The following is a 12,897-nucleotide window of genomic DNA, read 5'->3' on the forward strand; positions in this document are numbered from 1 at the left end:
GCGGCACTACGCGCTGTGAAAATCTCGGTGGATCTTCCTCCGCGACTTTGATCAGATTTTACAGCGTTATATTATGCTAAAGTCATTTTATGAAAGACCTGTTTGCCAATCTTGAATCACACGAAACGCTTGCGGATGGCGCCGTCCTTCTGCATGGCTTTGCGCTGGCTGATGAAACTGCCATTCTGGAAGCCATAGAGCATATTGTTGAGGCAGCGCCGTATCGGCATATGGCCACACCCGGCGGTTATCGCATGTCGGTAGCCATGACCAATTGCGGCAACTTTGGCTGGATCACTGATCGGCGCGGCTATCGCTATAGTCCGGTTGATCCACTGACAGATAAGGCCTGGCCCAACATGCCGCCTATATTACAAGAACTGGCTGAAAATGCCGCGCGAGAAGCCGGCTATCCGGGATTTTCTCCCGATGCCTGTTTGATCAATCGCTATGAGCCCGGAACAAAAATGTCGCTACATCAGGACAAGGACGAACGAGATTTCAATAATCCGATAGTTTCGGTTTCCCTTGGCCTGCCTGCTACATTCCAGTTTGGCGGATTGAAGCGTGCTGACCCTGTTCGCAAATATGTTCTACATCATGGCGATGTGGTTGTATGGGGTGGCCCGTCCCGCCTTTTTTATCATGGCATCTTGCCGTTAAAGCAAGCTCAACATGCAGAGTTAGGAAGCGTTCGCCTCAATCTTACATTCAGAAAAGCATCCTAGAAAGCAATATATGAGATATTATTTATAATATACTGATTTTATTGTAATAAAGGCCCTAATCTCTTATAGAATTAGGGCCTTTATTAATCAGTTCAAGGCCTGATCCCGCGTTTCGACATTGATGAAAAACGCGATGATTCCAGCAAGTGCCAGCAGTCCGGCAAAAAGCGCAACCGCCAGATTGAAACTCTGGCTGACGACGATAGCGAGTGCGGATGGCGCAAGCAATCCACCCAATCGCGCCATGGCACCCGCCGCCCCCATGCCACTTGCACGCAAGGCGGTCGGGTAAAGTTCAGGCGTAAATGCATAGAGCGCACCCCATGTACCAAGCAGCGCAAAGCTCATGATCAGGATAGATGTGCCCACAACAGCCGAACTGGTGGCGACCGTAAAGAGAGCGCAGGCGGCGGCGCTGATGAAGAGAAAGCCGATCAGTGTGTTGCGTCGCCCCCATGCTTCCACGCCATAGGCAGCGAGCGCGTAGCCCGGCAATTGCGCAAGGGCAACCACGACCAGAAAACCGTAGCCGCGCACAAAGCCAAAACCTTCGCTGGCGAGCTTGGCGGGTATCCATGTAAAGATGCCGTAATAGGAAACAGAAACAAGAAACCAGATGGCCAGTGTCGTTAGCGTACGTTGACGCAGATTTGGAGACAGAAGCTTTTCGTCAGTTACCATAAGCGGCGCTTCCAGTACGACTTTGGGCGGCAGTTCAGGCTTGCCATTGCGACGCAAAACGCGATTCATCACTGTCTTTGCTTCATCCGGCCGCCCCGATTTCAGCAAGTGCATCGGTGATTCCGGCACCCATATGCGCAGCCAGATGCCGATGAGCGCCGGCGCGGCAGTGACGATAAATATATAACGCCATGCGTCTTCCACGCCGGCAAGGCTGGTTGCCCAAGCGGCAAGGGCGATAATAACCGTGCCAACAGCCCAGAAGCCTTCCAGCATCACGAGCCAGCGGCCTCGGTTCTTAGCAGGCAAAAATTCGGCCATCATTGCATAATCGACGGGCAGCGTACCGCCAACCGCCATGCCTGTGAGAAAGCGCAAGCCCAGCAGAATGCCGAAACTTGGTGAAAAGGCCGATAGAAGCCCGAATATGGCATCGCAAGCAACCGTGATCAGCAGCACGTTCCGACGACCGTAACGATCGGCCAAGCGGCCAAAAAGGGCTGCGCCAATCAGCATACCGAGGAAGAATAGAGTGCCGGTTTGCAGGGCTTCGCCGATTGTCAGCCCGAAGGTTTTGGCAATTGCGGCACCCGTAAAGCCAACCGCCAGCACCTGCATGGCGTCCGCCGCCCAGACCAGACCAAACACACCGAGAAGATTGCGCTGGAATGTGCCCGTCCCGGCCTGGTCCAGCGTCTGTTCAATAGTAATCTTCATACCGCTTCGGTCCCCCTCTTCCGTGTAAAAATTTTACGGGCCTTTGCTGCGCCTCCTGTCAACGTCTGTCAATGATAGATTTCATGGATTCAGGGCTTTTGCATGAATTGAGCATAAGCCTCTCAATTGTGCCTTATCCAAAAGCGTAGTTTCGTCCATGCAAGAAAACCGTTATGACCGTTTGGTGATTTGAGGGGGAAACAAGCATGACGCATAATGCACGCGATTTCGGCCTTATCTGCGGCACTCTGCCGACAGGCGCACGAAATAGCATTGCGGATATTCCCGGCGTGCGGGTCGGTCATCATACGTTGTGCGACGGCGAGATAAATACCGGCGTGACGGCTATCTTCCCGCATGACGGCAATCTTTATCGGCGCAAAGTGCTGGCAGCTTGCGACATCATCAATGGTTTTGGCAAAAGCACAGGTCTCGTACAAGTTGACGAGTTGGGCAATCTCGAAACGCCAATTCTGCTCACCAATACATTCAGCGTCGGAACATGTGCGAATGCACTGATCCGCGATGCTATAGTCCATAATCCCGACATTGGCCGCACAACGGCCACCGTCAATCCCGTGGTTCTGGAATGCAATGACGGGCCGCTCAACGATATTCAAGCTATGGCTGTGCAAGAGGACCATGCGCGGTCAGCCATGCGAAATGCTCAAGTAGATTTCGAACAGGGCAGCGTGGGTGCCGGTACGGGCATGACCTGTTTTGGCTTCAAGGGCGGGATCGGCAGCGCGTCGCGCCGCATCAAGCTGGATAATAGGGATTATCATCTGGGTGTTCTGGCCCTCACCAATTTTGGCCGTGCAGGCGACCTTGTCCTGCCGGATGGACGCAGGCCTTCCCCCCAAACACAAGCTGAAGCGGAAAAAGGCTCCGTCATTCTCGTACTCGCAACCGATATACCAATGGAGCACCGCCAGCTGAAGCGAGTCATTCGCCGTTGCAGCGCGGGGCTGGCACGGCTGGGGGCTTTCTGGGGGCATGGCAGCGGCGATATAGCCATCGGCTTTTCAACGGCGGAGATTTTTGACCATGAGGAATCGCGCGATCTTATCCCGCTCAGGATTTTGAACGAGAATTACATCGATACGCTTTTCCGTGCCGCCGCTGAAGCGACACAGGAAACAGTTCTGAATTCCATGTGCGCGGCTCCGGCTTTCAAAGGACGCGCCGGAAGTTGCCGCCGTTCGCTGGCGGACTGGCTGAATGAGCACGAGGAATAACGACCAGACGGAATCTCGTATGCTTGCTTTCTAATATAAAGATTTAATATTGCATTCTAATATATTGTTATATAATATTATATTAGCAATTTAGCATATTGATATACTACCGCTTTGAGTGCCGTCTGGCCCTTCATAGGCGGAAAAAAGATCGACTTTGAAGCGTTTCAGAAGGGGGTTGTTAACCTTCATTTTTTATTACTTGAGTTCATTCGGGCGACATATCGGTGGTTCAGGTATCATGCGTAATTTGAGAGAGAATTTTTCCTTGGCAAATGGCAATCGTGTGGAAGGCGCTTCCGACCAGAAGCCGCAACACGACGAGACGTCATCACCCGGCAGCGCAGCATGGAAAATCCATTTTTCTCTTGGCGAGAATGTGCGTTTTACCCGCACACCGGAAGTGGAACTAGCCCGGCGTCGGGGCGAAGACCTTCCAGATATCAATGAGCGCTCGTGCACCCATGAAACGGAACTAAGTCCTCTGGACCCGGCCAAGGTCGCCGAAACGCAGCCGATGGCAGTCGCAGCACTTCAAGACTCCGTGTCGCAGAATATGGTTCGCACGCCTGTCGCGCCTGTGCCTCCTGCCCTGCCTGCTACGCCGGTCGAAGCTCCTGAGCCTGCGCCCGTCCAATCTGTGGCTACTAGCGAAAACGCCGTGCCTACCGGCAATCCAACCATTTCCGCTTTCGCATATCTATCGGACTTTGCGTTTTGGGAAGGGCTTGATTTTCCGTCAGTACCCTCCGCACCAGTCGTTGCCGCAGCAGCACCGAAGCGCCCAACGCCATCGGTGGAATCGATCCTCGCGCGATTTCGTACGGTCGAATGGAAGAAGTCGCATGAAAATGCGCCGATTGTTTCAGAAGCGCAGCCTCTGGCAGATACCCCGGCCCCGAAGCCGATTACAGCCGTAGTCGACCACAGAACGATTGTTACGGACACCGCCGATGCTCCGGAGGGCGAAGCGACTGACGACGATGTCGTGCTCGGTCTGATCGAGGCAGAAGATCATGATGCCGGGGAAGTAATCGAACCAGAGGCAGCACCTGCCCCTGCCCCCGTTACGGCCCCGACCAAGGTGGCACCCTCCATCGCTCTCTACCAACCGCAGCCCCTCCCCCGCGTAGCGAATGTTGTCGCCCACGGCGATTATGAATATCCGCCGCGCGAGCTTCTTCAGGAAGCGCCATCGCTTGAAGGCAATGTCATCACGCAGGAAATGCTGGAGCGCAGCGCCGGGTTGCTGGAAAGCGTTCTTGAAGATTTCGGCGTGCGTGGCGAAATTATCCATGTTCGCCCCGGTCCAGTGGTCACGCTCTATGAGTTTGAACCTGCTCCGGGTGTGAAATCCTCGCGCGTCATCGGCCTTGCCGACGATATCGCCCGCTCCATGTCAGCGCTCTCTGCCCGTGTGGCGGTGGTTCCGGGCCGCAATGTCATCGGCATCGAATTGCCGAACGCCAATCGCGAAACTGTCTATCTGCGGGAAATGATCGACTCCCGCACTTTCGAGGCATCGAATTATCGCCTGCCGCTTTGCCTCGGCAAGGGTATCGGCGGTGAGCCAATCATCGCGGAACTGGCAAAGATGCCCCATCTTCTGGTGGCTGGCACCACGGGTTCGGGCAAGTCTGTTGCCATCAATACCATGATCTTGTCGCTGCTCTACCGCTTCAAGCCGGAGGAATGTCGCCTGATCATGGTGGACCCCAAGATGCTGGAGCTGTCGATTTATGATGGCATTCCGCATCTGTTGACCCCAGTCGTCACTGACCCGAAAAAGGCGGTCGTGGCGCTTAAATGGGCCGTGCGTGAAATGGAAGACCGCTATCGCAAGATGGCGCGTCTGGGGGTGCGCAACATTGAGGGCTTCAATCAACGGGCTTCTTCCGCCAAGGGCAAGGGCGAGACCGTGATGTGCACGGTACAGTCCGGCTTCGACAAGGAAACAGGTGAGCCGACCTATGTCCAGGAAGAACTCGATCTGACGCCGATGCCCTATATCGTGGTCATCATCGACGAGATGGCCGACCTGATGATGGTCGCCGGCAAAGACATTGAAGGCGCGGTGCAGCGTCTGGCACAGATGGCGCGCGCTGCTGGTATCCACCTTATCATGGCCACCCAGCGCCCATCGGTCGATGTCATCACGGGCACGATCAAGGCGAATTTCCCAACCCGCATTTCGTTTCAGGTCACATCGAAAATCGACAGCCGCACCATACTTGGCGAAATGGGCGCCGAGCAGCTATTGGGTCAGGGCGACATGCTCCATATGGCTGGCGGCGGGCGTATCGTCCGCGTTCATGGCCCATTCGTCTCCGACGAAGAAGTGGAAAAAGTCGTCGATCATCTCAAGGATCAGGGCCGCCCTGATTATCTGGCGACCGTCACCGAGGATGAAGAAGAAGATGCAACAGCGGATGCGGCCGTGTTCGACAATACATCGGTCGGCTCTGAAGATGGCGACGATCTCTACGAACAGGCAGTGAAAGTGGTGATGCGCGACAAGAAATGCTCCACTTCCTATATCCAGCGCCGGCTTGGCATTGGTTATAATCGTGCCGCTTCGCTCGTCGAACGCATGGAACAGGATGGCCTTGTCGGCCCCGCCAACCATGTAGGTAAACGTGAAATCCTCACCGGAAACCGCGATTGACAATCAAAGGATAGAGTATCCTAAACCGTGCGACTGGCCGGGGCTTTCTCAAAGCCCCGGCCTTTTCATGAACCAGTCCAGCCACTTACGCGAGGCCGCTGCTGTACGCTTGTCAAGCTGCCGCTTTTGGTTAATAATTCGTTTATTCGCACATTCTTGGCGCATTGGCGGGGGGCAGCCCAAGGCTGTACCCTGCCCGGAATAGGGAGAATGATCGATGAAAAGCATTATAATCGGGCCGACTGGCAAGGATCGGCCAGTGACACCACAAATATTGCAGAACATACAATCGCAAATGCCGAAACCGTCCGAGGACCGGACGCAAGTATGCAATGTCCTCAGGCTTTCCAAGGGCGGCTATTCGCACCGTCGGCGCAAGACACATAAACTTGCATAACCTGGCCAGACAACCGCTGCCAATCCGATTGGGGTATGACGGGCTGTCACCAAGCCAAGCGTAAGAAGACATTCTTTTACGCTGTGCATACTTTCTAAAAAACGGCATCTGGAGTATGGGAGAACGGCCTTCTCGCCCAACCATCGGAATATGCCATGACCGCGCCTGTTGAGACGAATGACCGATCCGCAAGGAAGAAGCCCGGCATTTTTCTTGGCTTCATGGCAGTTCTAGGACTTGCGTTTTTCGTCCTCTTCATGGGGCTGGGCATCTGGCAGATCGAGCGCCTGCAATGGAAGCTAGATCTCATCGCCCGGGTTGATGCGCGCGTGCACGCAGAGCCGATTGCCGCTCCCGGCAAGGACGACTGGGCGAACGTCAATCAGGCAGATGACGAGTACCGGCATGTCACCTTGACCGGCACCTATCTCAACGACAAGGAAGTGCTGGTTCACGCATTGACGGAACGGGGTTCGGGCAATTGGGTTCTGACACCGATGCGTTCCGTGGACGGCGCGATAATCTTCATCAATCGCGGCTTTGTTCCGAACGACAAACGCGATCCCGCGTCGCGGCCGGAAACGCAGATTGGCGGCGAAACTACCGTGACCGGCCTGCTTCGCATGCCCGAACCAGACGGCTTCTTTCTGCGTCCCAACGACCCTGAACGCAATGACTGGAACTCGCGCGATATCGCGGCCTTCGCGAAGAAGAAAAATCTTGGAACCGCCGCGCCCTATTTCATCGACGCAGATGCGAGTGCCAATCCGGGCAATCTGCCTGTGGGCGGGCTGACGGTCGTCAAATTCCGCAACAGCCACCTCTCCTATGCGATTACCTGGTTTGCGCTTGCGGCCATGATTGCCGGGGCCGCCATTTTTGTATGGCGGCACGAGCGCAGATCGAAGGATTAAGCATGCAGTGCATGGCCGAGCGCCTTCATGCTGGCCTCGGCAAAGCCCTCGCCCAACGTCGGGTGAGCGTGGATTGTGCCTGCAATGTCCTCAATGCGCGCGCCCATTTCCACTGCCTGCGCAAAGGCCGATGACAGTTCTGAAATGCCCGCGCCGACAGCCTGTATGCCCAGAATAATGTGATTATCGGCACGCGCCACCACGCGGATCATGCCATCGTCACGCTCGGTCGTCATGGCGCGGCCATTGGCCTGAAACGGGAAAATGCCAATCTGGATATTATGCCCGGCCTTGCGTGCTTCATCCGGCAACAGGCCGACCGTCACGATTTCCGGGTCGGTGAAACAGACTGCGGGAATGCAGCGCTTGTCCCAGACCTGGGTGCCGCCCGCAATGATCTCCGCTACCATTTCGCCCTGCGCCATGGCGCGATGCGCCAGCATCGGCTCGCCTGTCACATCGCCGATCGCATAAATGCCGCGCATGGAGGTGCGGCAGCGATCATCGATACGGATGAAACGCCCGTCCATATCGAGACGGATTTCGCTCAACCCCCAGCCATCGGTCTGCGGTTTGCGTCCAACGGTAACGAGCACCTTGTCTGCCTGAACAGGCTTGTTTGCGCCGTCCGCCGTTACAACTTCCAGCGCCTTGCCGTCCGGTGACAGGCCCTTGGCGGAAGTGGCGGTCAGCACATCGATGTCAAGCTCCTTCAGCCGCGCCATGACGGGGCGTGTCAGCTCCGCATCATATTGCGGCAGGATACGGTCGGTCGCTTCGACGACAGTCACTTTCGAGCCGAGCTTGGCAAAAGCCGTGCCGATTTCCAGGCCGATATAGCCGCCGCCCACGATAGCGAGCTTTGCGGGAATGTTTTCGAGCGACAAAGCTTCCGTGGAGGAGATGACATCGCCGCCGAATGGCAACATCTGGATTTCCACCGGAACAGAACCGGTGGCAATCACGATATTCTCGGCATGGATGGTCTGGCGCCCTGTATCCGTATCAACCAGCACCGTTTTGCCGTCCATAAACCGCGCCTGTCCCTGAAACATACGCACCCGTGATCTTTTCAAAAGACCGGCGACGCCGCTATTCAGCCGGTTGACGATGCCGTCCTTCCATTCCAGCGTTTTGGTGAAATCGATAGCCGGGTTTTGCGCGGTAATGCCGAGTGCGCCCTTGGCCGCGAAAGTCGTGAGACGATGGAATTCATCCGCCGCGTGGATCAGCGCCTTGGAGGGGATGCAGCCGACATTGAGGCAGGTGCCGCCCAACCGGATTTTCTCCACCAGAACCGTATCGATGCCGAGCTGGCCTGCGCGAATGCCGCAGACATAGCCACCGGGGCCGCCGCCGATGATCAGAAGTTTGCAGGAAATTTCGCTCATTCGATCAGCCCTCTACAAAAATCATCGCAGGCGTTTCCAGCAAGCCTTTCAGCTTTTGCACGAATACAGCCGCATCCCAGCCGTCAATCACCCGATGGTCGAAACTGCAAGACAGGTTCATCATCTTGCGCGGCACGAATTGCGCGCCGTCCCACATCGGACGTACGGCCATCTTGTTGATGCCGACAATCGCCACTTCCGGGCGGTTGATGATCGGCGTGGTGGCGATTGCACCAAGCGGCCCCAACGAAGTGATGGTGATGGTGGAACCGGACAATTCCTCGCGCTTGGCCGTGCCGTTGCGTGCGGCTTCGGTAACACGGGAAAGTTCCGTCGCGGCGGCAAAGACCGTCATGCTTTCGGCATGGCGCACCACCGGCACGATCAACCCGTTCGGTGTTTGCGTGGCAATACCCACATGCACACCGCCAAACTGTCGGATAATGTCCGCCTCGTCATCGAAATGCGCATTGAGACCTGGCTGTTCCTTGACCGCCTTGACGATGGTGCGGACGACAAAGGGCAGAAGTGTGAGCCGCGGACGGCTTTCTTTATGCTCGTGATTGAGTTTCGAGCGCAGCTCCTCAAGCTGCGTAACGTCCACCTCTTCGACAATGGTGATATGCGGGATATGCCGCTTGGCCTCGGCCATGCGTTCGGCAATCTTGCGCCGAAGCCCGATCACCTTGATCTCGTTGACGGATGTGTCGGCCATATAACCCGACACTGCGGGAGCCGCGCCGCTTTCCATCTGGAAAAAGGCGTCGAGGTCTTCATGGGTGATACGCCCCGCCGGACCCGTGCCGCGCACGCGCCGCAGATCGACACCCGCATCGCGCGCCCGCAGCCTGACGGATGGGGTTGCCAACGGCTTTTCGCCTTCAGCACGCAGAGGCCCCGCACCGGTAAATGGCCGGCTTGCTGTTTCGCGCTTCGGCTGGACAGGCTTCTCCGGAACCGGCGTTTGTAGCAGAACCGGAGGTTCCGGCGCCGGGGCGCTTTGTTTCGGCGTCTTTGCCGGTGCTGGTGGTGCGGCGTTGTCCTCGGCTGCCCCACCTTCGATTTCGAGACGGACAAGCTCCGATCCAACAGCGATCTTTTCGCCGACTTCGCCATTCACCGCGACAACCTTGCCGGCGCGTGACGACGGAATTTCCACTGTCGCCTTGTCGGTCATGACGGCGGCAAGGAGATCATCCTCGCGAACGACATCGCCGACTTTCACATGCCATTCGACAAGCTCAGCCTCGGCAACACCTTCGCCGACATCGGGGAGCTTGATTGTAAAATGAGCCATCTTTTCCTCCCCTCAAGCTTCCATGATCGACGTAAGCGCGCGGCCAATCCGGTCGGGACCGGGAAAATAGGCCCATTCCTGCGCATGCGGATAGGGCGTATCCCAACCGGTGACGCGGATGATGGGCGCTTCGAGATGATAGAAGCAATCGCGCTGGACGAGCGCGGCAAGTTCTGCACCATAACCGCAGGTCAGCGTCGCCTCGTGCACGATCACGCAGCGCCCGGTCTTCCTGACGGAAGCCATGATGGTTTCCGTATCCAGAGGCAGAAGCGTGCGCAAGTCGATCACCTCCGCATCCACGCCGGTTTCCTCAGTCGCTGCCAGCGCCACATGTACCATCGTGCCATAGGCGAGCACCGTCACATCGCTGCCTTCGCGCCGGATCGCCGCCTTACCAAGCGGCACGGTGTAATAGCCTTCCGGCACCTCGCCCAGATCATGCTTCTTCCATGAGGTGACAGGCTTGTCGTGATGACCATCGAACGGTCCATTATAAAGCCGTTTCGGCTCGAACATGATGACGGGATCGGGATCTTCGATCGCGGCCAGCAACAGGCCCTTGGCGTCGGCAGGTGTGGAGGGCATGACAGTCTTGAGGCCCGATACGTGTGTGAACAGCGCCTCCGGGCTCTGGCTGTGCGTCTGTCCGCCATAAATGCCGCCACCGGACGGCATGCGGATGACAATGGGACATGTGAACTCGCCCGCCGAGCGATACCGAAGCCGCGCGGCCTCAGAAACGATCTGGTCATAGGCCGGATAAACATAATCGGCGAACTGCACCTCGATGCATGGACGCAGGCCATAGGTGGCCATGCCGATCGCCGTGCCGACGATGCCAAGCTCGCTGATCGGCGCATCGAAGCAGCGCTCCTTGCCGTATTTCTTTTGTAGTCCGGCGGTGCAGCGGAAGACGCCGCCGAAATAGCCGACATCCTCGCCGAACACGACGACCTTATCGTCTCGCTCCATAGCGATGTCGTGGGCGTTCTGAATTGCTTCGATCATTGTGAGTTTGGCCATGATCAGAACCCCGCTTCCTGACGCTGCCGGATAAGATGCGGCGGCGTTTCGGCATAGACATCCTCGAACATGTCGCGCATCGAAGGCCTGCGCCCGTCATGCAGCGTGCCGATGGCCTCTGCCTCGCGTTGCGCCGCGACGACCAGATCCATCACCTCGGCTTCGGCCTGCTTGTGGCGTTCTTCCGACCAGACATCGCGCTTTATGAGGTGGTTCTTCAACCGCAGGACCGGATCGCCAAGCGGCCATGCATCGCTTTCGGCCTTGGGGCGATAGGCGGACGGATCGTCGGAAGTGGAGTGTCCGCCAGCGCGATAAGTCACATATTCAATGATCGTCGGGCCGAGATTGCGTCGCGCACGCTCGGTTGCCCACCTGGCCACCGCATGGACGGCCAGGTAATCATTGCCGTCGACGCGCAGCGAGGGAATGCCGAAGCCGTGGCCGCGGGCGGCAAAGGTGCCCGAACCACCGCGTGCGATGCCCTGAAAGGTGGAGATCGCCCACTGATTGTTGACGATGTTCATCACCACGGGAGCCTTGTAGGTGGAGGCGAAGACCAGCGCGGCATGGAAATCGCTTTCCGCCGTCGAGCCGTCGCCGATCCATGCGGCAGCAATCTTCGTATCGTGGCTGATGGCCGAGGCCATGGCCCAACCAACGGCCTGCGTATATTGCGTGGCAAGATTGCCGGAGATCGTGAAGAATCCGTGCTCCTTGGAGGAGTACATCACCGGAAGCTGCCGGCCTTTCAGCGGATCGTGCTCGTTGGAGAAAATCTGGTTCATCATGGTGACGAGCGGATAATCGTCGGCGATGAGCAACCCGGCCTGTCGATAGGTCGGGAAATTCATATCGCCCTTGCGGAGCGCCTTGCGGAAAGCGCAGCTCACCGCCTCTTCGCCCAGATGCTGCATATAGAACGAGGTCTTGCCTTGCCGCTGCGCCATCATCATGCGCGCATCGTAAGCACGCAGGATCATCATGTGACGAAGCCCGTCCTTCAACTCCTCATCTGTGAGCGTGCCAGCCCATGGACCGACCGCCTCGCCGTCGCGATTGAGCACGCGGATGATGCTGAAGGCCAGATCGCGCATGGCTTCCGGCTTTTCATCGATTTCGGGTCTTCTGACACTTCCTGCACGCGGGATTTTAACGTGGGAGAAATCCGGCGCATCGCCCGGACGCCATTCCGGCTCGGGAACATGCAGTGAAAGTACGACATCATCGCTCATGCGGGCACACCTCGCAAAACTGGCACAGATAGTCGAATGGAAGGTCTTCTGCTCCTTGCCAGGTGGGCCTATCTGCCTTCCCGGACTGTTAGCGCCAAGTTGTAGCCGCCAGCTTTCCTTCCATACGACGTGAGGCCGGTCTCCTCCTCCGATTTCACTGATTTTAGGGTGGATCGGCTTTCAAAATAAAGCAAGATTATTCTCATAAAGTATGGATAAACAATATCGGACTGGTTCCTTATCCGGGGTTAAGGGTCTACAGGACAACAGCCGAAAGAATCTTATAGATTTGTTTTAAAATAGAATTCACACGAAAAGAACAGAAAGAAATTGCGCAATATTATTTCTCAAAGCAATCCGCAAGGTGCGTACCATATGGTACGCTATCCATATCCAACGACAGCTTCACCAACAAATAATAGTGATGAGACATTTTGTCCTCAATGACGCCGCCTGTCCACCCGCTTAATATTTCCACTGCTTGACCGCATTGCCGATTCCGGCACGCTAGTGTGACTTTGAATCCGCAATTCGTTCGCAACCCTGCTCCAAAGTGATGCGAATTCCGGATTCGCCACACTAGGTCACCGACTCATTTTCTCTTATTC

The 12,897-nt window shown here is 56.6% G+C and carries 10 protein-coding genes; 5 read left to right on the forward strand and 5 right to left on the reverse strand.

The features are described 5' to 3' along the window. The first annotated feature begins 89 nt into the window (after nt 1-89). A complete protein-coding gene (gene alkB, locus KUG47_RS07240; RefSeq protein WP_217677272.1) occupies nt 90-728 on the forward strand; it encodes a DNA oxidative demethylase AlkB in 639 nt (212 codons plus the stop codon). Between the two features lie 87 nt (nt 729-815). Here the strand turns inward: alkB and KUG47_RS07245 are convergent, their stop codons facing one another. After that, nucleotides 816-2,126 carry an MFS transporter gene (locus KUG47_RS07245; RefSeq protein ID WP_217677273.1) on the reverse strand — a complete coding sequence of 437 codons (1,311 nt, stop codon included), beginning with the start codon at nt 2,124-2,126 and terminating at the stop codon, nt 816-818. 206 nt (nt 2,127-2,332) lie between these two features. On the opposite strand from KUG47_RS07245, the gene KUG47_RS07250 reads away from it, so the two are divergent. From KUG47_RS07250 to KUG47_RS07265, 4 genes are all read left to right on the forward strand, one after another. Further along, complete coding sequence (locus tag KUG47_RS07250; protein ID WP_217677274.1) at nt 2,333-3,364, forward strand: DmpA family aminopeptidase; 1,032 nt, start codon at nt 2,333-2,335, stop codon at nt 3,362-3,364. Nucleotides 3,365-3,719: 355 nt separating this feature from the next. Then, nucleotides 3,720-6,029 carry a DNA translocase FtsK gene (locus tag KUG47_RS07255; RefSeq protein WP_422718068.1) on the forward strand — a complete coding sequence of 770 codons (2,310 nt, stop codon included), beginning with the start codon at nt 3,720-3,722 and terminating at the stop codon, nt 6,027-6,029. Nucleotides 6,030-6,246: 217 nt separating this feature from the next. Then, nucleotides 6,247-6,426, forward strand: a complete 180-nt coding sequence (locus KUG47_RS07260; RefSeq protein WP_217677276.1) for a hypothetical protein — start codon at nt 6,247-6,249, stop codon at nt 6,424-6,426. A 155-nt stretch (nt 6,427-6,581) separates the two neighbouring features. Then, entirely contained in the window at nt 6,582-7,340 is a 759-nt protein-coding gene (locus KUG47_RS07265; RefSeq protein WP_217677277.1) for an SURF1 family protein, read from the forward strand. Here the strand turns inward: KUG47_RS07265 and lpdA are convergent. The 4 genes from lpdA to KUG47_RS07285 are packed head-to-tail and all read right to left on the reverse strand — an operon-like array spanning nt 7,337 to nt 12,289. After that, nucleotides 7,337-8,731 (reverse strand): dihydrolipoyl dehydrogenase, encoded by a 1,395-nt coding sequence (gene lpdA, locus KUG47_RS07270; protein ID WP_217677278.1) that lies wholly within the window; start codon nt 8,729-8,731, stop codon nt 7,337-7,339. The genes KUG47_RS07265 and lpdA overlap by 4 nt on opposite strands. Nucleotides 8,732-8,735: 4 nt before the next feature. Then, nucleotides 8,736-10,028, reverse strand: a complete 1,293-nt coding sequence (locus KUG47_RS07275; RefSeq protein ID WP_217677279.1) for a dihydrolipoamide acetyltransferase family protein — start codon at nt 10,026-10,028, stop codon at nt 8,736-8,738. A 12-nt stretch (nt 10,029-10,040) separates the two neighbouring features. Further along, nucleotides 10,041-11,054 (reverse strand): alpha-ketoacid dehydrogenase subunit beta, encoded by a 1,014-nt coding sequence (locus KUG47_RS07280; protein WP_185918382.1) that lies wholly within the window; start codon nt 11,052-11,054, stop codon nt 10,041-10,043. A gap of 2 nt (nt 11,055-11,056) precedes the next feature. Further along, on the reverse strand, nt 11,057-12,289 hold the full coding sequence (locus KUG47_RS07285; protein ID WP_217677280.1) for a 3-methyl-2-oxobutanoate dehydrogenase (2-methylpropanoyl-transferring) subunit alpha: 1,233 nt from the start codon (nt 12,287-12,289) through the stop codon (nt 11,057-11,059). Between the last annotated feature and the right edge of the window lie 608 nt (nt 12,290-12,897).

It is taken from the genome of Falsochrobactrum tianjinense, from assembly GCF_019100495.1.
GTDB classification, from domain to species: domain Bacteria; phylum Pseudomonadota; class Alphaproteobacteria; order Rhizobiales; family Rhizobiaceae; genus Brucella; species Brucella tianjinense.

Coding starts and splice junctions, on each gene's coding strand:
- alkB (WP_217677272.1), top strand. CDS start 90: ATGAAAGACCTGTTTGCCAATCTTGAATCACACGAAACGCTTGCGGAT.
- KUG47_RS07250 (WP_217677274.1), top strand. CDS start 2,333: ATGACGCATAATGCACGCGATTTCGGCCTTATCTGCGGCACTCTGCCG.
- KUG47_RS07265 (WP_217677277.1), top strand. CDS start 6,582: ATGACCGCGCCTGTTGAGACGAATGACCGATCCGCAAGGAAGAAGCCC.
- KUG47_RS07245 (WP_217677273.1), bottom strand. CDS start 2,126: ATGAAGATTACTATTGAACAGACGCTGGACCAGGCCGGGACGGGCACA.
- KUG47_RS07285 (WP_217677280.1), bottom strand. CDS start 12,289: ATGAGCGATGATGTCGTACTTTCACTGCATGTTCCCGAGCCGGAATGG.
- KUG47_RS07260 (WP_217677276.1), top strand. CDS start 6,247: ATGAAAAGCATTATAATCGGGCCGACTGGCAAGGATCGGCCAGTGACA.
- KUG47_RS07280 (WP_185918382.1), bottom strand. CDS start 11,054: ATGGCCAAACTCACAATGATCGAAGCAATTCAGAACGCCCACGACATC.
- KUG47_RS07275 (WP_217677279.1), bottom strand. CDS start 10,028: ATGGCTCATTTTACAATCAAGCTCCCCGATGTCGGCGAAGGTGTTGCC.
- lpdA (WP_217677278.1), bottom strand. CDS start 8,731: ATGAGCGAAATTTCCTGCAAACTTCTGATCATCGGCGGCGGCCCCGGT.